Genomic DNA, 24,218 nt, shown 5'->3' on the forward strand with positions numbered 1-24,218 from the left:
ATGCCAGACGTCCCGGTGCGACGGCCGCCGGCGACGGATTTGCTTTGCGTAGGCCGGTCCGAATTTCCGCCCCCATCGGCGGATCGTTTCATACGAAACGACGACGCCGCGCTCCAGCAGCAATTCCGCACGATGCGATTGCCCGATCGGTATTGGCCGGGAGAAAAAACCTGCGACGAGCCATGGCGCTCGGCCATACGGCTCATAGACCGAAGAAGCGGAGCGCTCCTCCAGCGGCGCGGATGCCTTTACCGTCGGCCTGCCATCATCCCCCCGTGCCGCCCGGCTCGGCGACGACGACCTCCACGCCGGCCGCTGACAGTGCTGCGACCATCGCCGGTTCAGGCAGGCGGTCGGTGACGATGCGTGCGACCTTCGCCAATTGCGCCACCTCGAAAACAGCCGGGCGCCCGATCTTGCTGTGATCGGCCAAAACAGTGACGCCCTGAGCCTGTGCGATCATCGCGCGGGCCATTTCGGTCTCGCGCTGGTCGTAATCCATGATGGCCGCTGCCGTCACGGCACCAACGGTCAGCACCGCATGCTCGGCGCTGAACCCGGCGATCTGGCCCGTCGCTATGGCGCCGAGGATCTCGCGGCCTTCCGCCGCCACCTCGCCGCCGGCCAGATAGACCCGGTGGCGCATATCCGCCTGGGCGAGGATCTGCGATATCTGCGGCGAGTTGGTGATGACGGTCATGCCGCGCCGTTTCGCCAGCGCTCGCGCAAAGGCTATCGTGGTCGATCCCGTATCGATGAACAGGGTGGAACCCTCGGAAAAGAGGCTTGCGGCCTTTTTTGCGATCGCCATCTTCTCCGTGAGCCTGTCTTTCATCCGCGCGTCAAACGCGCCTTCATCCGGTAAGGCGTGGTCGATCTTCACCGCCCGCGCGCCGCCATGGAATTTCCGGATATGGCCGCCGGCATCCAGTTCGGAGAGGTCGCGCCTAATCGTCTCGCGCGAGGCTGTAAAGCGCTCTGCCAGATCCTCGACCATAACCTCGCCGCTCTCCTCCAGAAGCTTGAGGATTTCCTGTTGCCGTGCTGCAGGTTTCATCGACTATCCTCTTGCCCCCGCTGTCCTTTCAAGCACCTGCCGCAAAAGGCTGATCGGGTGCATGAGATCGATGCCCGCAAGATGCCTCGTCTGGCATCGGCAGGAAAAGCCGGTCGCCAGGATCACCTCCGGCCCGGCTGCCGTGGCCGCCTGCCAGCTCTGCGCAAAAATTCTTTCCGATTTTTGCCGGTTCTTCGTCTCATGGCCCCAGATACCGGCCATGCCGCAACAGCCGGTGGCGGGCGTATCAAGGGTAATCCCGAACCGGTCGAAGACGGCGCGCCACTGTGCCGTCACCGACTGGCCGAGAACCCGCTCGCTGCAATGGGGTATCAGTCGCACCGAAAGATCGGAGGATTGTGCGGTGGCACCGGCAAAATGCCCGGCAATCAGCGGAGCCAGAACCTGCTGCGGCAGGGCAATCACCGGCATATCCTTGGGGTAATCGCTGCGATAGGAGAGCGTTACCGGCGGCTCTATGCCCATCAGCGGCACGCCTGTCGCGGCAATCGCCGTCAAACCGGCCATCTGTCGTTCCGCCTCAGCGGAAAAGCTGGCGAGCCGCCCGAGTACCTTGCGGGCCTTGCCGGACGGCCGATAGGGCGCGATCCACAAGCGCTTCTGGAGACGGGACAGGACGGCATCGAGATCGGCGACGATCTGGGGCTCGAAAAACTGCGTGAATGCGTCCGGAACCAGAACCACGTCGCGGCCCGGATCGAGCCTGCCGATATCTGAGTGCTTAAGCCAGCGCAGCCCTTTGGCCTGTCTCGGCATGTGCGGCAGCGCCGTCAGACCGATGGCCGACATCAGACTTGCACCAGGCCCCGACGTCATCAGGTTGAAACCCCATCGCAATCTAGCCGCGAGGGGCAACAGGCCTTCGAGATTGGCAAGTAGCGTGTCGCGCAAGGATCGGCGGTGACGGCGATGGTAGCTATCCAGAAAGAGCGCCCGGATCGACGGAACGTCGACCCGCACCGGACATTGGCTGGTGCAGCCGCCACAACTCAGACAGCCGTCGATCGCCTCCTTGACCTCGGCCTCGAACCGCGGCTCGGCCCTGCCCTCCTGGCCACCCTGCCGAAGCCATTCCCGCACGAGGCCGACACGCCCCTTCGGTGAATGGCGCCGATCACCCGTCACCTTGTAGGAGGGGCACATGACATCGTCCATGGCCCGGTTGAAGCAGGCGCCATTGCCGTTGCAGCCGAAGGCCGAGGCATAGTCCTGTCGGTGCTCGACGGGTACGGTGCGGTCCTTATGGCCGCGCAAGGGAACCGCGTCGATTTTCCAAAGCGCGCCATCGGCCGGCGTTGCGATCTTGCCGGGGTTCATCTGGTTGCGAGGATCGAATGTAGCCTTGATCCGCTGCAGCGACGGATAGAGCGGGCCGAACACATCGGGCACGAATTCGGATCGCACACCCTTGCCATGTTCACCCCAAAGGAGCCCGCCATGCCGGCGCGCCAAGGCCTCGACGGCTTCGGTAATGCGGCGAATGAGCGGCTCCTGATCCGGGTCGGTCAGGTCGATCGCCGGGCGCACATGGAGAACGCCCGCATCGACATGGCCGAACATGCCGTAGGAGAGGCCCTCGCCATCAAGGATCGCACGGAAGCCGGCGATAAAGGCTTCGAGGTTTTCCGGCGGCACGGCGCAGTCCTCGACGAAGGGGATCGGCCGCTTGTCGCCGGTCGCGCGCCCGAGCAGGCCGACGGAGGCTTTTCGCAGCCCCCAGATACGCTCCACCTCGCCGTCTCTGGCAATCGTCATCGCCAGCCGGTCGGCCACGCCCGATACTGGGGCGGAAAGCCGCGTCGTCAGCTCCCTCACCTCGGCATCCAGCGACTGCGGATCGTCACCGGTGAATTCGACGATATTGACCCCTTGCGCATCGGGCTCGACGAAGAGATGGGCGACGGCGGAAAATGTCGGCTCCTCGCGGGCAAGGCCCAGAACGCGGCTGTCGATGGTCTCGACCGAGGTTGCGCCCAGCGCTGCCATTTCGCGGGCATCTCGCAGCGCCGCCTGGAAATCCGGATAGAAGATCAGGATCAGCGCCGCAGCCCTGGGGAGCGGCAGCACGTTGAGCCTCGCCTCGGCAATCAGGCCGAGCGTGCCTTCCGAACCGCAAAGAACGGCAGCCGGATCGATCGTGTCACCCTCGCGGATATGGGCAAGGTCATAGCCGGTCAGCGAGCGGTTGAGTTTTGGGAAGCGCGCGGCGATCAGGTCGGCCTGCGTCGCGGAAATATCGTCGAGACAGGCAAGAACCTCGCCCGTCCTGCCACTCGTCATCGGGTCAAGCGGGGCGCGCCGGGTCTCCAGCACCTCGCCGCCGACGAGAACAGCGCGCAGGCCAAGAACGTGGTTCGACGTCTTGCCGTAGACGCAAGACCCCTGCCCGCAGGCATCCGTCGAAATCATCCCGCCGATCGTGGCGCGCGATGAGGTTGACAGTTCCGGCGCGAAGAACAGGCCGAAGCGCTTGAGCGCCGCATTCAGCTGGTCCTTGATGACGCCCGGCTGGACCCGCACCCAGCCCTCATCGGCGTTGATCTCCAGAATGCCGGTCATGTAGCGCGAACAATCGACCGCGAGCCCGTCGCCGAGGGACTGGCCGTTGGTGCCCGTGCCGCCGCCACGCGGCCGCAGCACGATGCCATGGAACCGCGGCTCCTCGATCAGGCGGGCGATCAAAACCAGATCAGCCTCGTCCATGGGAAAGGCCACGGCATCCGGCAGGACCTGATAGATGGAATTATCCGTCGCCAGTACCACGCGGTCGGACGAGGCCGTCGTCACCTCCCCGCGAAAGCCGCTTTCCTTCAATGTCACCGTAAAGGCGCGGTAGTCGGCGGCGTGATGGCTGGCGGGCAGGCGGACAGGAGCGTTCAATGTCATTTCCTTTGAAAGGCAGAAAACGGACGGCCATACAGGGGACCGCAGAGGGCCGATGAAGCTGGAAATCGTGGCAGGATGTCTCGACGGTGCAGCCTCCATGCCAGTCGATGGATCGAGTTCTAGCATGTTCGTTATCGACATGAAATATTCTGTTCAGTCAATAAAATGACCGAACGTACAATTTTCTCTAGGCAGATGGGACTTCGATCGGTAGCGTAACCGTCATTCGCTACGGAGAAACGCATTGGCTCTCGACGACAACCCCGTGGATGCGGTCATTATCGGCGCCGGCGTCGTCGGTTGCGCCATGGCTCGCCGCTTTGCACTCGAAGGCGCCTCGGTTGTGGTCGTGGAGCGGGCTCCCGACATCCTGTCGGGGGCATCAAAAGCCAATAGCGCCATCCTTCATACCGGCTTCGATGCGCCGCCGGGCAGTATCGAATTGCAGTGCATGCAGGCGGGTTATGACGAGTACATGGAGATCCGCCAGGGCTTCAACCTGCCGCTTCTCGACACCGGCGCCATGGTCGCCGCATGGGACGAGGTGGAAGAGGCACGCCTTGCCGAGCTGCTCGCCCAGGCCCACGAAAACGGCGTCTCCGATGCGGGGCTTCTGAGCCGCGACGAAACGCTCAAACGCGAACCGGCGCTTGCCCCCCATGTCAGGGCCGCCATTCTGGTGCCGCGTGAAGTCCTGATCGACCCGTGGTCGGCGCCGCTCGCCTATGCGACGCAGGCGAAGATGATGGGTGCCCGTTTCATCTTCAATGCCGGCCTGCAATCGGCGCGTCATGACGGCGAGTTCTGGCACCTGCAGACACCTGACGGCACTCTGCGCGCACGAAGCGTCATCAACTGCGCCGGAATCCAGGGGGATCGCGTCGAGGAGATGCTGCTCGGAACATCCACGTTCGAGATCCGTCCGCGCAAGGGCCAGTTCGTCGTCTTCGACAAATCGGCGGCGAGACATCTGCGGACCATCCTTCTGCCGGTGCCGACGGCACGCACCAAGGGCGTGGTGCTGACCCGCACGATCTTTGGCAATCTTCTGGTCGGCCCGACGGCGGAAGAACAGGAAGAGCGCGACCGGCCTGAAGTGACGCAGCCGGAACTCGAGATGCTGATCGCCAAGGCGGTCGAGCTCGTGCCCGCGCTGGAAAACGCGCCGGTCACGGCCATCTATGCGGGCCTGCGGCCGGCATCTGAGGAAAAGCACTATCGCGTCCACAGCATGCCGGAAAAAGGCTATTTCTGCGCCGGCGGCATCCGCTCGACCGGGCTGACCGCAGCGCTTGGAATTGCCCGCCATGTCCATGGGCTCTGGTCTTCAAGCCATTCGGCCACTCACCGGGTCGATCATACGGGCAACCAGAAGCCGGCCTCATCGCCGCCGGCCTTCCCCTGCCCCAATCTTGCCGAGCACCTGCCGCGCGACTGGCAGACGCCCGGACATGACGGTGTCGTCTGTCATTGCGAAATGGTGACGGGGCGCGAGATCGAGGCCGCCTTCGACAGCCCCCTGCCGCCGGGAGATTTCGGCGGGTTGCGCCGGCGCACACGCTGCGCCATGGGGCGATGTCAGGGGTTCAACTGTCTGGCGCGTCTCGCAAGCCTGTCGGAGGGGCGCCTCTCCGTGCCGATTGCGCCGGAGACCGCATGATGAGTGAAGCCAACTGCGACGTTGCCATTATCGGCGCCGGGCCGACAGGGCTTTCCGCCGCCATAGAACTGAAACGGCAGGGCGTGGCCAATGTCGTCGTCTTCGAGCGGATGGCGGAGGCAGGCGGCATCCCCCGCCATTGCGGGCACCCACCCTTCGGCATGCGTGAATTCGGCCGCATCCTGACCGGACCCGCCTATGCGCGCCGTCTCGTCGCCAAAGCCGTCGCCGTCGGAGTGACTATTCTCACGAAGCATAGCGTGATCCATGCCGGGGACGACGGCCAGCTCACAGTCGCCAGCCCGGACGGCAGCCTCACCATGCAGGCAACCCGCATCCTGATCGCGACCGGTGCCCGCGAGACGACCCGCGCGCAATTGCTGGTCCCGGGAACGCGGCCGCTCGGCGTGATGAACACGGCAGCGCTCCAGTCCTTCATCTATCAGGAAGGGCGTCTGCCCTTCCGCCGTCCGGTCATTGTCGGTAGCGAGCTTGTTGCCCTCTCGGCATTCGTGACCTGCAGAAGCCACGGCATCCGCCCGGTCGCCATGATCGAGACGCGGCCGATCGTTCAGGCACGTCCCCTGTTTTTCACGCTGCCGCGGCTCTTCGGCGTGCCGGTGCTGACGGGGGCGGAAATCCTCGGCATCGACGGTGCCCCGACGGGCGCCGCAAGGGTGAGCACCCTGCGTCTGCGCAAGAGCGACGGGCAGGAAACCGCCCTCGCCTGCGACGGCATCATTTTTGCCGGTCGCTTCACCGCGGAGGCCGCTCTGGCTGAGGCCTGCGGCCTGACGCTTGACCGGCGCACCGGCGGCCCCGAGATCGATCAGGACGGAAGAAGCTCCGCCCCCCGCATCTTCGCCGCCGGCAATATGGTTCATCCGGTCGAGACGGCCGGCCATTGCTGGGCCGAAGGCCGCCGTGTTGCAAAGGTCATCGCTGCAGACATTCATGCCGCGGCAAAAGCGGCCGCATCGGCACCCGTCTCATCGCCGCCGCAACGACATATCGGGCTTGGCGAGGGCCTGACCTATGTGGTACCGCAGAAGCTGGCGGTCATGCCCGATGGCAAGGCGCCTTGCCTCAACATTCGTGCCGTCGGCAAGGCGCGCGGTCGCCTGATCCTTGCGGGTCGCGATGGCCGGCCCTTGCGCACGATATCGGTGAATACATTTGCCCAGCAGCCGATCCGCTTTCCCCTGAACGGATTGGATCTTGCCACTGTTGACAGCGACCTTGAGCTTCGACTGGAGCCCCGGCCATGAGCATTTTCCTAGCACTCGACCAGGGAACGACCTCGACACGCGCCTTGAAGATCAATTCGCAAGGTGAGGCCGAGATCGTCTATTCTGCCCGCCACGGTCAGCATTTCTCGGGTAGCGACCGCGTGGAACATGATCCGGAAGAGCTCATCACCAATCTTCGCGCGGCCCTTACGGCCGCCGGGCCGGTGACGGCGATCGGCCTCTCCAATCAGGGCGAAAGCTGCCTTGCCTGGGACAGGCTGGACGGCACTCCGCTCTCGCCCGTCATCGTCTGGCAGGACCGCCGCACCGCGGCAGAAGTCGATCAACTGGCGCATGTCGAAGACGAGGTGCGGTCGCTTTGCGGCCTCCCGCTCAGCCCTTATTTTTCCGCCACCAAACTGGCCTGGCTTCTCAACCATAGTGATCGGGTCAAGGCGGCCATGGAGGCCGGCCGGCTGATGCTCGGCACGACGGATGCCTTCTTCCTGCAAAGGCTGACGGGCCGGGCCGCGACCGACATCACCACGGCGTCACGCACCGCACTCATGAATATCCGCACCGGCCAATGGGACGAGCGGCTCTGCGCGCTCTTCGGCGTGCCGCTCGATTGCCTGCCGCCGATCCTGCCGACGGTCGGCGATTTCGGCAGGATCGACGGCGTGCCGGTGACGGCTTCGGTCGTCGATCAGCAGGCGGCGCTTTATGGCCATGGCTGCCGCGTCGAGGGCGATGCCAAGATCACTTTCGGCACCGGTGCATTCGCCCTGTCCTTGAGCGGGTCGCATTTGCGGCTGGATGCGGAAACCGGGCTCCTGCCGACCGTCGCATGGTCCATCCGCGGCGAGACCACCTATGCGCTGGACGGTGGCGTCCATGCCGCGGGGGCGGCCATCGACTGGGCCCAGCGGATCGGCCTTTTGAATGATCCTGCGGAACTCAATGCTTTCGATGAGAAGGCCGCCATCGATCGCGGCCTTGCCTTCGTGCCGGCGCTTGCCGGGCTCGGCAGCCCGCACTGGGACGAGACCGCCGCCGGTCTCTTCATAGGCATGACGGGCGCAACGACACGCCGCGACATGCAGCAGGCCCTCGTGGAAGGCATCGCCTTGCGGGCCGCGGAAATCGTCCGGGCGATGGCGATCGATGCGCCTCTGGGGCAGATTTCCGTCGATGGCGGCGTCAGCCGCTCGCGCTATCTCTGCCAGTTTCTTGCCGATACGACCGGATGTACCGTGGTCATCCCGAGTGTTGACGAACTGACCGCCTTCGGCACGGCGCAACTGGCCGCCCTCGCACTTGAGGAAACCCTGCCCCGGCCGCTGCCCCTGGAGACGATAGAGCCGCAACCGTGTGATCGTGCCTTGCGCCATGCCCGCTTCATCGAGGCCGTCAACAGGGCCAAGGGCTGGCAGGCAGCAGCGGCGCCGCCGGCCTGATGGCGCCACCGATCTGACGTGTCCGGCTCAAGCAGGCTTTGCGGGAGCCTTGTCGGGCCAGAACCGCACGCCCGGACGGGCAAGGCCGCCACCGAGCGCCGCGACAGTACCATCGGCGCGCCAGCAGGCAGCGCCCGTCATCGCCTCGCCAAAGGCAATCGCATTCATGCCGCCGCCGATATGCGGCATGACGCGTACTTCGTGGCCAAGTTCTTCGAGTGCCGCCTTCTGCGGCTCATAGGCCCGCTCGATTTCGACTTCCTGCCCCTGCGTCCAGATGCGCGGCGCTTCGACGGCTTCCTGAAGGCTCATCTTGTGATCGACGAGGTTGACGATCGCCTGCATGGCGGAGGGGAAGATCCGCAGGCCGCCGGGCAGGCCCAGCGCATAGATCGGCTTGTCTTCCTGCATCAGGATCATCGGCGCCATGGAGGTCGGTACACGCTTGCCCAGCACGACGGAGAGCGCGCGGCCCGGATGCGGATCGAAATTGCTCATATAGTTGTTGGGAATGATGCCGGTGCCGGGCACCGCGAGACGGGCGCCGAACAGCCCGTTGATCGTGTGGGTCGCCGTGACGATATTGCCGTCGCGGTCCGCGACGGTGATATGCGTCGTGTCATGGCTTTCATAGCCGGGCGCATAGGGGGCGGGAAGACTTGCCGCCTGCCGGATCTGGTCACGGCATTGCGCGGCATAGGCCTTCGAGGTCAGCCGCTCGACCGGCACGTCGACAAAGGCCGGGTCGCCTGAATGGGCCCGCCGGTCGGCAAAGGCGATGCGGATCACCTCGGCGAGAAGATGCAGCGAGGCGGGCGTGCCAAAGCCCATGCCGGCGACATCATAGGCCTCCAGCATGTTGAGCATCTGGGTGATATGGACACCGGACGATGCCGGTGGCGGCGGGCCGGCAATCTCTATCCCGCGATAGGTGCCGATGATCGGCTTGCGCTCGATCGACCGGTAATCGCGAAGATCGGCCTCCGTCACATAACCGGCGTCATCGCCGCCGGTCAGCATGCGGGCGGCAAGGGCCTGGCCGAGCGCGCCACCATGGAGGGCCGCCGCGCCCTCGCGCTGGATCAGGCGCAGGCTCTCGGCATAATCGCCCATCGAAAGCCGATCCCCGGCCTGCGGCGCGCTGCCGGACGGCATGAGGATACGGGCGATTTCGGCATCCTGCGACAGCTCGCCTGCCGCCTCCCCGATCGCGCCCGAAAGGTAATGCGTGACCGCGAAACCACGGGTAGCAAGCCGGATGGCCGGCTCGACGATATCGGCAAAGGGCAATTTGCCGTAACGCGCCTGCATGTCGCACCAGCCGGCAAGATTGCCGGGAACAGCAACAGAGGAGGCTCCGATGATATTGCGGCGCCCCTTGGCATCCATGTAGCGCGGCGGTTCATCCGATACGGGCTCGTAGATTTCCGGATGCATGCTGGCCGCCGCCGTGGAGAGAGCATCGATGACGACATGGCGTCCATCGGCCATGCGCAGATGCGAAAGCCCGCCGCCGGCAATACCGACCATCATCGGCTCGACAACCGTCAGCGCCAGAAGCGAGGCGACGGCTGCATCCACCGCGTTGCCGCCTGCGGCGAGGATTTCGAAACCTGCCGCCGAACCCTGGGGATGGTTTGTCACCACCATTCCGCCTGCACCGGTGGCGGGAGATTTTTCGCAGGCGAAGGGAAAGCGGGAAGCGGTCATTTCAGATCTCTGTTACTACTCGATAGCCGTTATGCGTCATACGATAGCCGGAGCATCACGCTCCGGCCACACGATATCGATCCGTTTAGGCCAGCTTCGCAAGCACCTTTGCCGTTGCACCGGACAGATCGCCAAGCTTGACTCCGGTATCGCGAACGCTGGCTTCACGGCCCTTGCCACGGATCTGGATCTCGATCGCCTTCTGCGCTTCGGCCGCAACCTCATCGGGGGGAAGGACGACGACGCCGCTTTCGTCCGCAAGCACCGCGTCGCCGGGCATCACAACCGTGTTGCCGACAGAAACCGGAACGTTGATTGCGCCGCCGAGATCGTAGATGCGGGTGGTGATCGGCGAGATGCCCTTGCACCACATCGGGAAGTCGGACTGGACGATCTCTTCGAGGTCCGTGCAGGGGCCGTCGACGACGGCGCCGACGGCGCCGGCCGCCTTGGCGCCCACCGTCACCCCGCCACCCCAGCACGCATAGCGATCGTCATGCAGACGGTCGACGATGACGAAATCGCCGGGGCGGATGAGGCTCAGAAGATGGTGAAGCAGGGTGGAATCAGGGCCCGGAATGGCAATCGTGACGGCCGTGCCGACGACGCGCCGGCCCGGGATGAGCGGCTGGATCTGACGATGCAGGAAGCCGAAATGGCGCCAGTGGCCAAGCGTTGCCGTTTCGACCTGCGCCAGGAGATCGAGGTCCTGCCTGGCGATCTGTGCGGGCATCGGATTGATTTTGTAGGTCATCTGAGGGCTCCAGTCTGTGACTTGTATGGGTTAGCGGCCAAACGCCTTGGCAAAGCCGACACTGCGTTCGACGACAAGGACGATGGCGAGGGAGAGCGCGATCATCAGCACCGCCAGCACGGCGACCATCGGATCGGTGCGCTCGTCGACATAGCGATAGAGCGCGACCGGAAGGGTCTGCAGGCGCGGGCCGACGATGAAGAGCGACAGGACGATTTCGTCGAAGGACAGAATGAGGGCGATGGCGGTGGAGGCGATCACGCCGGGCGTCAGGCGCGGCAGGGTGATCTGCATGAAGACCTGAAACGGCCGTGCGCCGAGCGTCATGGCCGCCTCGTCAACGTCGGTGCCGAGATTGCTGATCGCCGTCTGCAGGATACGGATGCTGAAGGGCAAGGTCATCACCAGATGGGCAAGAACGAGACCGGGATAGGTCGCAACAAGGCCCGCGGGGGTGAAGACCATCAGGAGACCGAGACCGAGCATCATGGCCGGCAGGACCAGCGGGGCGATGACGAGGCTGCGCACCAGCGCCCGGCCGGGAAAATCGATCCTGACCAGCGCATAGGCGGCCGGCAGGCCAAGGGCGAGGCTTAAACCCGCCACGATCACGGCGATGATCACGCTGTTGCGAAAGCCCTGCATGAAGCCTTCATTGCCGAGCACCGTCTCATACCATTTCAGGCTCCAGCCGGAGGGCGGAAAGGAAAGGTAGCTATCGGCGCTGAACGAGATGACCAGAATGATCACGATCGGCATGAAGACGAGGCAGAATACCAGCGTGACATAGGCGCGGGCGAGAAAAGAGAGGAATGCCGTCATCGTGAGGCTCTCCGGGTCAGCAATCGAAGGACAAGGCCGGTCAACCCCATTGCGATGACGAAAAAGGCCAGCATCAGGAAGGAGAGTGCCGCAGCCGTCGGCCAGTCGAGCGAGACGAGCGCAAGATCGTAGACCTCGGTCGCGAGCAGGAAGACGCGGCCACCGCCCAGAAGTGACGGCGTGATGAAGGACGAGACGCAGAGCACGAAGCCGATCGTCAGGCCGGCAATGATGGCCGGCACGCTGAGCGGCAGGGTGACATGCCAGAAGACCTTTTGCGGCGGCGCGCCGAGCGACATCGCCGCATCGTCGAGCCGACGATCAAGCTTGCCGAGGCCGGCTGCGATGGTCAGGAACATATAGGGCATGATGCTTTCGGACAGGCCGATGATGACGCCCGAATAATTGTTGACCATGCGCAAAGGCTCGCTGGTGAGCCCGATGAAGCGCAGGAGATGGTTGACGGGGCCGTCATCGCCGAGCGTCACGAGCCAGCCGAAGGAGCGCACGACCGCCGAAATCAGAAGCGGCGATGCGGCAAGCACGGTCAGCGGCGTGCGCCAGCGTGAGGTCATCCGCGACAAGGCAAGCGCCATCGGATAGGCCAGCAGCAGGGCGACGACCGAACAGGTGATCGACACCCGCAACGTGCGGCCGAGAAGATCGAGATAATACGCATCCTGAAGGATCGCCAGATAGGTGTGGAGGCTGACGGCCTTGGTGATGGCGCCGTAATCGGAAATGTTCAGCGACATGCGGAACAGCCAGACGATCGGCGCGACAAACGAGATTGCAAGGACGATCAGAACCGGGGCGAGAAGCAGCCACGGTGTCATTCTGGTGGAGGTGCCGGGAACGGTGAAGCGGTTCATGCGGCAAAGATCCGCATATCGTTCGATTTCCAGGTGACGGCGACATCGGCGCCGGGCTGCGCAAGCTGCGCCTCCTCGCCGCCGGGCAGAAGCTCTGCCACCATCTTGTGCCCGCCGGCGAGTTCGAGTTCGACCTCGATCATGTTGCCGACAAAGACGCTGCGGTTGACGCGGGCCGTCAGGCCGCCTTCCGGTCTTGAGAGCCTGACGGCATGCGGACGCACCACCGCCGACAGGCGTGCATTGGCCGAAATGCCGGCCGGCAGCTCATCCGCAACGGGCGGCGGAAGCGGCTGGCCTTCATGGAGAAGCTGCGGCGCCCCTGTCGCCGCCGCAGTCGAGGCAAGCGTCGCCGGAATGCTGTTGGCGCGACCGATAAAGCCTGCAACGAAGGGCGTGGCCGCCTTGTCATAGACCTCGACCGGCGTGCCTATCTGCTCCAGCTTGCCGCCATTCATCACCGCAATGCGGTCGCACATGGTCAGTGCTTCCTGTTGATCATGGGTGACGAACAGCGTGGTGATGCCCGTGCGCGACTGGATATCGCGGATTTCAAAGCGCATCTCGTCGCGCAGCCGCGCATCGAGATTGGAAAGCGGCTCGTCGAGAAGAAGGATTTCCGGCTCGATGACGATGGCGCGCGCAATCGCGACACGCTGCTGCTGGCCGCCTGACAGCTCGGCCGGACGCCTGCTGCCGAAACCATCGAGCCGCACGGCCCGCAGGGCTTGCGCCACGCGGGACGCCGTCTCTTCCTTACCCACCTTGCGCAGGCGAAGGCCGAAGGCGACATTCTGGGCGACGGTCATATGCGGGAAGAGCGCGTAGGACTGGAAGACCAGCCCGAGATTGCGCTCCCAGGGCGGCCGCGAGACGATATTCTCGCCGCCGATGACGATTGCACCGGATGTCGGGGCCAGAAGCCCCGCAAACATCCGGAGCGTCGTGGATTTGCCGCAGCCGGACGGCCCCAGAAGCCCGATGAATTCGCCCTTCGCAATCTCGAATGACAGGCGGTCGACTGCCGGGCGGTCTCCGCCATAGTCGAAAGTGAGATTGTCGATCTTGATATGGGCGGGCGATGTGGCGAGGGTCATGGATCCGTCCTGCTGGTCGTTTACTTGCCTGCCGAGATGATCTGGCGCTTCCAGATCTGGTTCCACTCGTCGGACTTCGTGGCGGCCCAGCCCCAGTCGAGCGGCAGCGTCTTGTCCAGCTGACCCGCAACGGTGCGGGCCGCCGCCTTGCTGCTGACCTTGGCCTTGGAGTTGACCGGGGCGTAATACATGGCTTCGGTGAAGGCTGCCTGCGCCTCGGGCGACAGCGCGTAATTGATGAAGGCCTTGGCCGCCGCGGGGTTCTTGGAACCCTTGACCAGATTGATCGTGTTGATCTGGAGGATCGTGCCTTCCTTCGGCAACATGACGCCAAGCTTGCCGTTGGACCGGTCGGCATAGAACTGGGCGCGCGCATTCCAGCCGGTGCCGAGCACATCCGTGCCGTTGAGGACCAGCGTATAGCTGTCCGGCTTGGGATCGAAGGTCTGCACGCTGGGCGCCAGTTCGGCAAGCTTTGCCGCGGACTGCTTGACGGATTTGGTATAGTCTTCGCCGAGCATGGCCGAGGTCATGACCATCAGGCCCGTGCCGAGGATCGAGGGCATCGAGGTGACGGCCAGCTTGCCGGCATAGGCCTTGTCCCAGAGAACCTGCAGGGAAGTCGGCGCCTCCTTGATCACATCCTTGTTGTAGGTCAAGACGAGGTTGTCGAACGTCACCGCCGGGCCATAACCCTGCTTGACGATCGCCTGCGGCACGAGATCGGCAAGGTTCGGGACATCCTGTACGGTCAGCGGCGCGAGCAGGTCTTCCTTGTCGCCGATCAGCGAAGTCGAGACGTCGAAGAGGATGACATCGGTCTGCGGATCGCTGGCCTGCGACCGCAGGCTGCCCAGCATCTTCGACGATGCATCGGACGCGTAGTAATTGACCTTCACATTCGGATATTTCGCCTGGAACGGCTTGATCACCGCTTCCGTATACTTGTCCTGGAAGACGCCGGAATACGCGGACAGTGTGATCTCGCCGGAGACGTCCGAGGACTGGGCGTAAGCGGTGGTGGAGAGCAGCGCGCCGACGATGACGGCGGGAAGCAGGCGGGTGAGCATCAACACATTCTCCTGTCGGGTGAAGCGGTCCGGTTATCGACCTGATGTCGAAATGACGGGCGGCACGTTAGGTATCGAGGGCTGCCCCTCCTCCTGCGGGCGATAAGGCTGAGCATTGCAAGGCAACGTTCATGCAATCCAGCGCCTGCGATGCAACGATCTGGGGACCGCAATGTCCAATCGAATTTTCTTGGCGCCGCCATTAAAAAAATTTTGGCGCTTTTATGGCCGATTTTTTAGTCAGAACGCTCCGGTGTGAGCCTGTAAATCAGGCATTCTGCCATAAAAAAATCCCCCGCATCGGCGCAGCCGAGACGGAGGATGGATGTCTAATTATAAAATAAATCTATGTGCTTAGTAGCCGCGCTTGGCATCTGCCAGATCGGCGACCGTGCCGGTTTCCTGGAAGGTTCTGATATTCCTCGCAACGATCTTGCTGCCTGTAGGAGCATCGATCAGCGATGCGACATGAGGGGTGACGGTGATCTTCGGATTGGTCCAGAACGGATGCGTCGACGGCAGGGGCTCGATATGGAAGACGTCCAAGGTCGCGCTGCTGATCTGCCCGGAATTCAGGGCCTCGACGAGATCGCTATCGACGAGATGTGGGCCCCGGGCCGCATTGACGATGCTTGCGCCGCGCTTCAGCTGGTTGAACGTATCGGCATTGAGGATGCCGCGTGTGCTCTCTGTCAGCGGCAGGAGGCAGACGAGAATTTCGGTGCCTTCCAGAAACGCCTTTAGCCCTTCCGCGCCGGAATAGCAGGTGATGCCCGGCAGATCCTTCTGCGTGCGCGACCAGCCGACGACGTTAAAGCCGATCTGCTTCAGGAGATCGGCAGCGACGGCACCGAGATTGCCGAGACCCATGACGCCGACGCGCCTTTGGGTGGCCGGCGGAACGACGATCTGTTCCCAATGCTGGCGCGCCTGGTTTGCCTGGATGGCCGGCAGTTCGCGGTGATGACGAAGAACATGCAACGCCACATATTCCTTCATCCGCTGTGTCAGGTCGGTGCCCACCGTGCGGATGATCGGTACATGCTGGGGCAATTCCTCATCCGCCAGAACATGGTCGATGCCGGCACCCAGAGAGACGATCGCCTTCAGGTTCTTGAACGGCTTCATCGAACCGGTCGCCGGGCGCCAGAGCACGGAATAGGTGATGGCTTCCGGGTCGGGCACTTTATTGATCGGATAGACATTCCATTCCGGCATCAGATCGCGCAGCATCTGGCACCACCATTCGGTCTTGTCTGCGGCGGGAAGGGAAACGACAACGTTCATGGTGGTTCCTTTTTGGCTCAAGCTTGGGACTTCACCTGCATTCACGACAGTCCGGGCCTTTAGGTCAAAGCAAAAATTCCTGTGGCCTTCATAGAAAAAATTTATATAGATTCACCAACCCATTGCATGAGAGACGATCATGAACTTCAAGCAGTTGGAAGCCTTTTACTGGCTGACCCGTCTTAAAAGCTACCAACGTGTGGCCGATCATATCGGTCTCACCCAACCTGCTGTTTCCGCTCGTATATCCGGCCTGGAATACAGTCTGGGCATCCAGCTTGTCGATCGTGGCCAGTCCGATTTCACCCTGACCGAACAGGGCTATGAAGTTGCCGAATATGCCGAGACCTTTCTCAACCTGAGCGAAACGCTGACGAGCCGTCTGCGGTCCAAACAAAAAAGGCGTTATACGATCGGCATCGTCTCCATGGTCACGCAGACCTGGGGCGTGACACTGCGGCACAAGATCGCCGCCCTGCCAGATCCCCCGCTCGTGGATTTCTATTCCGGCGCCAATCTTGACCTCAGGCCGATGGTCAAATCCGGCGCGCTGGACATGGCTTTCGTCACCGGCGAGGCCGGCCTGCCGCAGATCGAGAACAGTTTTTCCGTCCTCTATCACGTCGGCTGGGTGGCGCGCCCCGATGTCGTCGGCGAAATCAAGCGACCGCTGACACCCGACGAATTGCGCGAGCTGCCGCTTGTCCTTTACCCACATACATCGCCGCTCTTCGGGCCAGTCGCCGATCTCATCGAGGAGACCAAACGGCGGCCCAATGCGCGCCACACAGGCAATTCGCTCGCGACCATCTGCGAGATGGTCAGGGCCGGTTACGGGGCCTCGGCGATGCCGCTGGTCTCGCTCGAACAGGAGATCGCAACCGGCATGCTGGTCGAGATCCCGACGACGGTAAAGCTGGCGCCGCTCGATATTCGCTGTGTTCACCAGAACCGTGCCCGCAAGACACAGACCGAAGAGATCTTCCGGCTCGCCCGGCAGGCCGCCGAAGAATGGGTTGCTGCCCATCCTCGCTACACCAGCTTCCGCGCCACCTGATGGTTGCTGGCTGGAACGCGGCATTGCCCATGCCGCGTTCCGAAATCATCCTTACGCCTCGAAGCGCTTGGAAACGTGATCGCGGATGAAGCCCGCGCCGATATCGACGAGGCGCTTCGTCAGCGCGGCCCCGGTTTCGGCCGAGCAATACGCCGGGTCGCCGCCCCATACGCCGTGCGGCGCGGTTTCCATCGCCTCGATCGGCGCCTGCAGGCGGGCGCCGGCATATTTGAGCGCGGCAAAGCCCGCGACATCGACGCCCATGGCTTTCTGGCCCTTCGGCGGCGCCTTGGCCAGATCCATGCGCAGGATATCCGGATAGTAATGCAGGCCGACCGAGGTCAAAGGATCGCCGCCATGGCCGGAGGATTTTGCTGCGGCTTCGGGGCCGAGAATATCCTTCAGCAGCTCATAGCTGATCTGCCAGAGATACATGGAGGCGACGAACATGCCGTTCTTCTGCCGCCATTTCAGCGACACTTCATTGATCGCCCCGACATTGCCGCCATGGCCGTTGATGACCAGTATCTTGGTGAGGCCGTGGCGGGCGAGCGACGCGAACATGTCGTCCAGGACGGCGACGAGCGTCGACTGGCTGAGCGCGATGCCGCCATGCGAGGAGCCGAAATAGTCGGCGCCGCCAAACGGGATGACGGGTGCGATGAAGGTTGGCACGCCTTCGGCGCGGGCCGCGCGTGCGATATCGAGCGCCACGGCTTCCGCCGCGAGATAATCGCCCATCGGCGCATGCGTGCCCTGATCTTCCAGCGAGCCCATCGGCAGAAGGATGACGGCATCGTCGTTGAGGAACTGGCGCGCTTCCTCGCTGGTCAGTTCTGCAATCTTGATTTTTTCGGTTGGCATGTGCGTTTCCTCACAGAATGTCAGTTCTAAGACAGGCCGCCTGGTGTCTGTCGCCAACCGTTTGCAGGGGCGGAACGGTTTCGGCGCAGGCGGGCTGGGCATAGGGACAGCGGCTGCGGAAGATACAGCCGGATGGCAGGGCGAGCGGCGAGGGAATTTCGCCGGTCAGGCGGATGCGTCGGCTTTCGCGATGCAGGCTGGGCTCGGCCGAGACAAGCGCTGCGGTATAGGGATGTTTGGGCGCAAAATGCACCTGATCGGCCGGGCCAACCTCCATGACATGGCCGAGGTAAAGCACCATGACGCGATCGGAAATGTAGCGGACAACCGAAAGGTCATGGCTGATGAACAGAAGCGACACGCCGGTCTTTTCACGCAGATCGGCGAGAAGATTGAGAACCTGCGCCTGGATCGACACGTCGAGCGCCGAGACGGCCTCGTCACAGACGATGAAGCGCGGCTCGACGGCAAGCGCCCGCGCAATGCCGATGCGCTGCCGCTGACCGCCGGAAAATTCGTGCGGACGCCGGTCGAGAAATGTCGGGTCGAGCCCGACGAGCTTGACCAGTTCGACGAGACGGGTCCCGCGCGCGTCACCCTGATGCAGGCCATGCGCATCGAGGGCTTCCGACAGGACGGCGCGAATGGTCTTGCGCGGATCGAGACTGGCATAGGGATCCTGGAAGATGACCTGCATTTCCTTGCGCAGGCTGCGCATGCGCGAAGACGAAATGCTGTTCAGATCCTGCCCGTCGAAACGCATCGTCTCGCTGCGGGATTCGATCAGGCGCAGGATGGCGCGCCCGATCGTGCTCTTTCCCGAGCCGCTTTCTCCGACAAGGCCAAGCACCTCGCCGGGCGCGACGCTGAAACTGACATCGTGCAGCACCTTCACCGACCGTCTGGAAAACAGGCCGCTGCGTCCGATCGAATAGCTCTTCTGAAGGTTCTGGACCTCAAGGAGCGGCGGGGGCGTCACGCCGCCGGTTGGCCGTGCTGTGACGCTTGCGGTCGGATGGGCTGTCATGTGATCTGTCATGCGGCCTCCGTCTGGTTGTTCTTCAGGTCTGCCGGAGCCTCCGGAGCGCGCAGACAGCGAACGGCGCGCTCGCCATCCGCACTGGCATAAAGAGCCGGCCGGATATCCGCGCAGGCCGATATCGCGATCGGACAGCGATCCCGGAACGCACAGCCGGATGGACGGGCCGAAGGCAGCGGCGGCGTGCCCGAGATTGCCGGCAGTCTTTGTCCGCCGGTCGAATGCAATGTCTCGTGCGACGAGGGCATGCTTTCGATGAGCGCGCGCGTATAGGGGTGGTGCGGATCATGAAGGATGCGGTCGGCTGGACCTTCCTCGACGATCTGGCCCGAATACATGACCGCGACGCGATCGGCGATATCAGCGACGACGCCGAGATTGTGGCTGATGAACAGAAGGCTGAGGCCGCTGTCCTGATCCTGCCTAAGGCTTTGCAGGAGTTCGATGATCTCGGCCTGGATCGTCACGTCGAGCGCCGTCGTCGGTTCATCGGCTATCAGCAGGCGGGGCTCGCAGGAGAGCGCCATGGCAATCATCACGCGCTGCCGCATGCCGCCCGACATCTGGTCCGGGTAGCTTTCGATGCGACGTTCCACATCGTTCATGCCGACGCGGGTGAGAAGGTTCATGGCGTGCTGGCGGGCAGCGGATTTCGACATCGGCCGATGGGCGAGGATTGCTTCCACCATCTGGTCGCCGATCGTGTGGACCGGATTGAGCGAGGTCATCGGTTCCTGAAAGATCATGGCGATGTCGTTGCCGCGAATATCTTCCAGCGTGCGGGCATCGAGGAAACCGAGGTCGACGACCTCATTCGACTTGCGCCGCAGTTGCAGAGTGCCGGACGCCTGCCGGATGGCGCCGGGAAGCAGGCCCATCAGGGCAAGCGACGACAGCGATTTGCCCGAGCCGCTTTCGCCGACAAGTGCCGTACACTGATTGGCGCGCAGTGTCAGGGAGACGTCCTCAATGACGGCGGCCGGCGTGCCGAAACGGGCGGTTTCAAGCCGCAGATTGGTGATTTTGGCAATCACATCAGGGTCATTGATCGCCGGCGCGTCGGCGAGTGCGAGCGGCTTCGACACTTCATCCATGCTGCTGCCGGAAGCGCCCTTCGGATCGAGCGTATCGCGCAGGCGGTCGCAGAAGAAGTTGATCGCATAGATGGTCAGGACGAGTGCGGCGCAGGGGATCATGATGCCGAGCGGATCCTGTGCCATGAACTGGCGGGCGCCGCGGATCATCTGCCCCCAGGAGGGAGCCGGCGGCACGACACCGAGGCCGAGAAAGGACAGGCCGCTTTCGATCGTGATCGCGGCAGCTGCCGTCAGCGAATACTGGACCGACAGGGGGCCGGCGATATTGGGAAGGATCGTTCCGAGGACGATGCGACGTGACGGCGTACCAAGCGCGCGGGAGGCTTCGACGAAATCGAGCGAGGCGACTCGAAGGGCTTCGGCAAAGGTGATGCGCGCAAAGGTCGGGAAATAGAGAACCGAGAGCACGGCCACCAGCGTCAGGACGCCCGGCCCGAACAGGGTGACGACCAGAAGCGCCAGCAGGATCGGCGGGAAACAGAGGACGATGTCGGAAAGCCGGCTGGTGATGAATTCCGACGGGCCGCGGAAATAGGCGCCGACCAGGCCGAAAAATGTGCCGATGATGCAGGCGATGGTGGTGGCGACGAAGGCGACCGTCAGCGACACCTGCCCGCCATAAAGAACGCGTGCCAGCCGGTCGCGGCCGAATTCGTCGCGTCCAAGCCAATGGGCGAGATCCGGTGCTGCCATGCGGTAGCGAACGGCGATCTTGACGGGATCTTCCGCCGTGATCAGCGGGGCGGCGAACGGCACGATGATCAGCGTTGCCAGAAGCAGGCTCGGCAGGATCATGCGCTTGGGAAAGCGGCGGAGTGAGATCATTGCAGGCGCACCCTCGGATCAAGCAGCGAGGTCAGGATATCGATCACCAGATTGATACCGATGAAAATGGCTGCGACGGTCAGGATGATGGCGCGAACGGTCGGGTAATCGCGCTGTTCGACCGCCGAGACGAGCAGGCCGCTCAATCCGGGCCAGTTGTAGATGAACTCGACGAGGACGGTTGAGCCGAGCAGAATGCCGAGCTGCAGGCCGACGACCGTGATGATCGGACCGAGGGCGTTGTAGAGGATATGGCGGCGAACGACCTGCTTTCTGCGCAAGCCCTTGGCGACGGCCGTGCGGACCCAGTCATGGCCGCGCATTTCGAGAACGCTGGTTCGCGTCATGCGAAAGACGATGGTCGCCAGATGCAGGCCGACGGTGAGCGCAGGCAGGATCAGCATCTGCAGATGCTGCAGCGGATTGGAGGCAAGCGGAACATAGCCGCCCGCCGGCAACCAGCCGAGGAGCTGGGCGAGGAAATAGATGAACAGCGTGCCAAGCACGAAGCCGGGCACCGATGTCAGCAGCGCGTTGATTGCGGAAGCGGCGATGTCGAATTTGCCGCCGGCGCGCAGGCCGGCTGCCGTGCCTGCCGGAATGGCGATCAGCAGCGCCAGGACCGTGCCGGCAACGATGATTTCGATCGTCCGCGGCAGGCGCAGTGCAATCACGGCCGCAATCGAGCTCTTGTCGACGATTGACGTGCCGAAGTTGAACTGCGCCGTATCGGCGATGAAATGGACATATTGCGTCATGACGGGCTGGTCGAGGTCCATCGTGGCGCGCAGGTTGGCGATCGCCTCCGGTGTCGCCGAGCCGCCGCCGGTCGACAGCAGCAGTTCGGCCGGATCGCCGGGCACGATGATCAGCAGCGAGAAGATGATCGTGGCGATGACCAGGATCATGGCAACCGCGGCTGCCATGCGACGAAAGATGAAGGCCAGCATGCGCGCTCCTTATGCCAGTTTCGTCTCGTCGAGGGCATAGCCCGACGAGCCGCTCAGGAAGCCGGGCAGCTGCTCGAAGCCTTCGACCGACTTTTTCATGGCATAGGCCTGGACGCGCCAGTTGAGCGGCACCTGCGGCACTTCCTCGTAATAGGCGATCACGAGATCCTGGTAGATCGCCTTGCGCTTGGCGGGATCGACCTCGGTGCGGCCCTTTTCGAGCAGGCCGTCAATGCGCGCGCTCTTGAAGCCGAAGGACTGCAGATAGGACGGGTTGCCGGAATAGAGCAGCGACCAGAGCGCATCGGGGTCGTTGTAATTGCCCGACGTGCCGTGCACGGCAATGTTGTACTTGCCTTCCTTGCCGGCGGTGACGCGCGTTCCCCAATCGGGAAGGTCGAGCGTTGCCTTGATGCCGATGACATCGAGATGCGCCTGCACGACGGATGCCGTATCCTGATGCATGCCATAGGTCGCGGTGGCAAGCAGACGGCATTCGAAGCCGTTCGGATAGCCGGCTTCGGCAAGCAGCGCCTTGGCTTTCTCGACGTCGTATTTCCATTCATGCGCGGGATCTGCGAGGTCGAATGGCGATCCCTTCGGGTTCGGCAGACCGTAGAGCGGTACGCCGCGGCCGGCAAAGGCGGCATCAACGACGTCCTGCCGCTCGATCGCATAGCCCACGGCCTGACGTACCTTGGGATTTGCAAACGGACCTTCCGTGACGTTGAACAGCAGGAACATGAACGGCCCGAGCGTGTCCTTCATCTTCAGCGTGGAAGATTTCTCGACGGCATCGAACTGGGTCCAGGGAAGGTATTCGATCAGGTCGACGTCGCCCGCCTGCAGCGCGGCATAGCGAAGGTTTTCGTCGGCATAGGCAATGAAGCGGATGCCATCGACCTTCGGTTGGTCGCTGAGGTAGAAATCCTTGAAGCGCGCCACTTCGATATAGACGTTCTTTTCGCTACCTTTGAGCGTGAACGGTCCCGCGCCGATCGTCTCGCTGTCGGTGCTCTTCTTCGAGATGATCGGGCAGCAATAGCTCGCGAGCAGATCGAGGAAGACGGCGCTCGGCGCCTTGAGCGTGATCTTGACGGTCTTCTCATCGACGGCATCGACCGCGGCGATGATCTTCAGATCGCTCTTCAGATAGGCGGCCGAACCGTCCTTGGTGATTTCGTTCAGAGAATAGATGACGTCGGCGGCTGTGACCGGGCTGCCGTCGTGGAAGACGGCATTCTTGCGCAACTTGAAGACTGCGGTCGTCGGCGTGCTCCACTCGACGCTTTCGGCAACTTCCGGCCACAGCTTGCCATGCGCGTCATAGCCCATCAGGCCGCGATAGAGCATCAGCTTGACGGTATTGGCCGCACCACCGGTATTGTCGAAAGGCTTGATCGTCGGCGGGAAGGTCGAGAGGCCGAACTTCAGCACGGAAGCCGAGGCCTGCGCCATCGTGATCTTGGGCATGGAGAGCGCGACGATGCCTGCCCCGAGGCTGATCAGCATGCTACGTCTGGTGGGGTTCAAACAATCGGAAGATGTCACAGATGCCTCGAATGAGTTGGAGGGAAAGTGCGGCTTCGGTCTGTGACGACAGTCCATCGGGATGAGGATGCGCTGTCCAATCGAAAATATTTTGCTGCCGTATAGATTTCTTTGCCGCCAACCGGCCGCCGATATTTGCATCACGATTAGGCGATTGATTTCATCGCATAAATAATAACCGGCCAGGGGCCCCCGCACATTCGTTAGGCATGGACATGCGAAAATCCGATCTCATTTTCGTCGTGCAAGAGGCGCAAAATCCGGGGCGGGAAGAGCCAAGAGCGCTCGGATGCCACCTGAGGCGTGCATCGGCATCAGGCGAATAACGGCAGAAATTCAACTTTGCGGAGTGGCGCGCCGCAGCGGGTGATCCCCGTGGTCGACATGATCCTCGGCGGTTTGACCCGGTTATGGGGGGTAGGACCGAACTGGCGCCCGTGGAGCTCTGTCAAGTCTCTGCCACGAACGGGCGAGCTTTTGGAGACGTCGAAAAATGGTCATCGCATCCGCAGGTCGAGCCGTATCTCTTGCTCCGCTCCGTCTTGCCGATGCCCGGATTGAAGCTGTTCGTCGGATCGAGCGACCGGTAATGCCCTGCCAGTGCGGGCTTGGCCCTGTAGATATGGCCAACAGGTGTTGTCACATAAACCTGCTGTCAGTGAGTGGGGCGTAGAGATGGTGGGATGAAGAATTCAGCCATCAGCTACAAGCGCCACCGTTTCCCGCAGCAGATCATCGCCCATGCAGTCTGGTTGTACTTTCGGTTCCCGCTGAGCCTGCGCCTGGTCGAGGAATTGCTGCTGGAGCGCGGCGTCGTCGTTTCGTATGAAACGATCCGCCGATGGGGGCGGAAATTCGGACCGGCCTACGCAAAGCAAATCCGTCGCCGGCGGCCGTCGCACCGGGACGTCTG

The 24,218-nt window shown here is 63.0% G+C and carries 18 protein-coding genes and 3 pseudogenes; 5 read left to right on the forward strand and 16 right to left on the reverse strand.

Annotated features, from left to right (window positions below; all coding sequences use genetic code 11):
* From ACI3K0_RS29135 to ACI3K0_RS29145, 3 genes and pseudogenes are all read right to left on the reverse strand, one after another.
* A pseudogene (locus ACI3K0_RS29135) lies at positions 1–234 on the reverse strand (hypothetical protein); the annotation flags it as partial.
* A 31-nt stretch (positions 235–265) separates the two neighbouring features.
* A complete protein-coding gene (locus tag ACI3K0_RS29140) occupies positions 266–1,057 on the reverse strand; it encodes a DeoR/GlpR family DNA-binding transcription regulator (protein WP_404946854.1) in 792 nt (263 codons plus the stop codon).
* A 3-nt stretch (positions 1,058–1,060) separates the two neighbouring features.
* Positions 1,061–3,958, reverse strand: coding sequence for an FAD-binding and (Fe-S)-binding domain-containing protein (locus ACI3K0_RS29145; protein WP_404946855.1), 2,898 nt, complete (start codon positions 3,956–3,958; stop codon positions 1,061–1,063).
* Positions 3,959–4,208: 250 nt separating this feature from the next.
* Between ACI3K0_RS29145 and ACI3K0_RS29150 the strand changes: the two genes are divergently transcribed.
* From ACI3K0_RS29150 to ACI3K0_RS29160, 3 genes are read left to right on the forward strand one after another with little or no spacing between them, the layout of a single operon-like run.
* Positions 4,209–5,624, forward strand: coding sequence for an NAD(P)/FAD-dependent oxidoreductase (locus ACI3K0_RS29150; protein ID WP_404946856.1), 1,416 nt, complete (start codon positions 4,209–4,211; stop codon positions 5,622–5,624).
* Positions 5,624–6,892, forward strand: coding sequence for an NAD(P)/FAD-dependent oxidoreductase (locus ACI3K0_RS29155; protein WP_404946857.1), 1,269 nt, complete (start codon positions 5,624–5,626; stop codon positions 6,890–6,892). The genes ACI3K0_RS29150 and ACI3K0_RS29155 overlap by 1 nt, the downstream gene beginning before the upstream one ends.
* Positions 6,889–8,310: an FGGY family carbohydrate kinase gene (locus ACI3K0_RS29160; RefSeq protein ID WP_404946858.1), complete on the forward strand. Its 1,422-nt coding sequence runs from the start codon at positions 6,889–6,891 to the stop codon at positions 8,308–8,310. The genes ACI3K0_RS29155 and ACI3K0_RS29160 overlap by 4 nt, the downstream gene beginning before the upstream one ends.
* 27 nt (positions 8,311–8,337) lie before the next feature.
* Here ACI3K0_RS29160 and ggt read toward each other — a convergent pair whose 3' ends face one another.
* The 7 genes from ggt to ACI3K0_RS29195 all read right to left on the reverse strand — a co-directional run bounded on the left by ggt (position 8,338) and on the right by ACI3K0_RS29195 (position 15,922).
* On the reverse strand, positions 8,338–10,020 hold the full coding sequence (gene ggt / locus ACI3K0_RS29165; RefSeq protein ID WP_404946859.1) for a gamma-glutamyltransferase: 1,683 nt from the start codon (positions 10,018–10,020) through the stop codon (positions 8,338–8,340).
* 85 nt (positions 10,021–10,105) lie between these two features.
* Positions 10,106–10,774: an RraA family protein gene (locus ACI3K0_RS29170; protein WP_404946860.1), complete on the reverse strand. Its 669-nt coding sequence runs from the start codon at positions 10,772–10,774 to the stop codon at positions 10,106–10,108.
* Between the two features lie 30 nt (positions 10,775–10,804).
* Complete coding sequence (locus tag ACI3K0_RS29175; protein WP_404946861.1) at positions 10,805–11,596, reverse strand: ABC transporter permease; 792 nt, start codon at positions 11,594–11,596, stop codon at positions 10,805–10,807.
* Entirely contained in the window at positions 11,593–12,468 is an 876-nt protein-coding gene (locus ACI3K0_RS29180) for an ABC transporter permease (RefSeq protein ID WP_404946862.1), read from the reverse strand. The genes ACI3K0_RS29175 and ACI3K0_RS29180 overlap by 4 nt, the downstream gene beginning before the upstream one ends.
* A complete protein-coding gene (locus tag ACI3K0_RS29185) occupies positions 12,465–13,565 on the reverse strand; it encodes an ABC transporter ATP-binding protein (RefSeq protein WP_404946863.1) in 1,101 nt (366 codons plus the stop codon). Before ACI3K0_RS29185 ends, ACI3K0_RS29180 begins: the two co-directional genes overlap by 4 nt.
* Positions 13,566–13,585: 20 nt before the next feature.
* Positions 13,586–14,635 carry an ABC transporter substrate-binding protein gene (locus tag ACI3K0_RS29190; RefSeq protein ID WP_404946864.1) on the reverse strand — a complete coding sequence of 350 codons (1,050 nt, stop codon included), beginning with the start codon at positions 14,633–14,635 and terminating at the stop codon, positions 13,586–13,588.
* Between the two features lie 354 nt (positions 14,636–14,989).
* The gene (locus tag ACI3K0_RS29195) at positions 14,990–15,922 is read right to left on the reverse strand and encodes a 2-hydroxyacid dehydrogenase (protein WP_404946865.1); all 933 of its coding nucleotides are present in this window, start codon (positions 15,920–15,922) and stop codon (positions 14,990–14,992) included.
* 139 nt (positions 15,923–16,061) lie between these two features.
* Between ACI3K0_RS29195 and ACI3K0_RS29200 the strand changes: the two genes are divergently transcribed.
* The gene (locus tag ACI3K0_RS29200) at positions 16,062–16,979 is read left to right on the forward strand and encodes a LysR family transcriptional regulator (protein WP_404946866.1); all 918 of its coding nucleotides are present in this window, start codon (positions 16,062–16,064) and stop codon (positions 16,977–16,979) included.
* A 51-nt stretch (positions 16,980–17,030) separates the two neighbouring features.
* Here ACI3K0_RS29200 and ACI3K0_RS29205 read toward each other — a convergent pair whose 3' ends face one another.
* The 6 genes and pseudogenes from ACI3K0_RS29205 to ACI3K0_RS29230 all read right to left on the reverse strand — a co-directional run.
* Positions 17,031–17,843 carry a creatininase family protein gene (locus ACI3K0_RS29205; RefSeq protein ID WP_404946867.1) on the reverse strand — a complete coding sequence of 271 codons (813 nt, stop codon included), beginning with the start codon at positions 17,841–17,843 and terminating at the stop codon, positions 17,031–17,033.
* A 10-nt stretch (positions 17,844–17,853) separates the two neighbouring features.
* Positions 17,854–18,822, reverse strand: a complete 969-nt coding sequence (locus tag ACI3K0_RS29210; protein ID WP_404946871.1) for an ABC transporter ATP-binding protein — start codon at positions 18,820–18,822, stop codon at positions 17,854–17,856.
* A gap of 56 nt (positions 18,823–18,878) precedes the next feature.
* Positions 18,879–20,804 (reverse strand): dipeptide/oligopeptide/nickel ABC transporter permease/ATP-binding protein, encoded by a 1,926-nt coding sequence (locus tag ACI3K0_RS29215; protein ID WP_404946868.1) that lies wholly within the window; start codon positions 20,802–20,804, stop codon positions 18,879–18,881.
* Positions 20,801–21,754 (reverse strand): ABC transporter permease, encoded by a 954-nt coding sequence (locus ACI3K0_RS29220; protein WP_404946869.1) that lies wholly within the window; start codon positions 21,752–21,754, stop codon positions 20,801–20,803. The genes ACI3K0_RS29215 and ACI3K0_RS29220 overlap by 4 nt, the downstream gene beginning before the upstream one ends.
* Positions 21,755–21,763: 9 nt before the next feature.
* On the reverse strand, positions 21,764–23,266 hold the full coding sequence (locus ACI3K0_RS29225; RefSeq protein ID WP_404946870.1) for an ABC transporter substrate-binding protein: 1,503 nt from the start codon (positions 23,264–23,266) through the stop codon (positions 21,764–21,766).
* Between the two features lie 487 nt (positions 23,267–23,753).
* Positions 23,754–23,936: pseudogene (locus ACI3K0_RS29230) on the reverse strand (hypothetical protein); the annotation flags it as partial.
* Between the two features lie 52 nt (positions 23,937–23,988).
* Here ACI3K0_RS29230 and ACI3K0_RS29235 point away from each other — a divergent pair.
* A pseudogene (locus ACI3K0_RS29235) lies at positions 23,989–24,218 on the forward strand (IS6 family transposase); the annotation flags it as partial.

Source organism: Rhizobium sp. ZW T2_16, from assembly GCF_044987325.1.
GTDB classification, from domain to species: domain Bacteria; phylum Pseudomonadota; class Alphaproteobacteria; order Rhizobiales; family Rhizobiaceae; genus Neorhizobium; species Neorhizobium cellulosilyticum.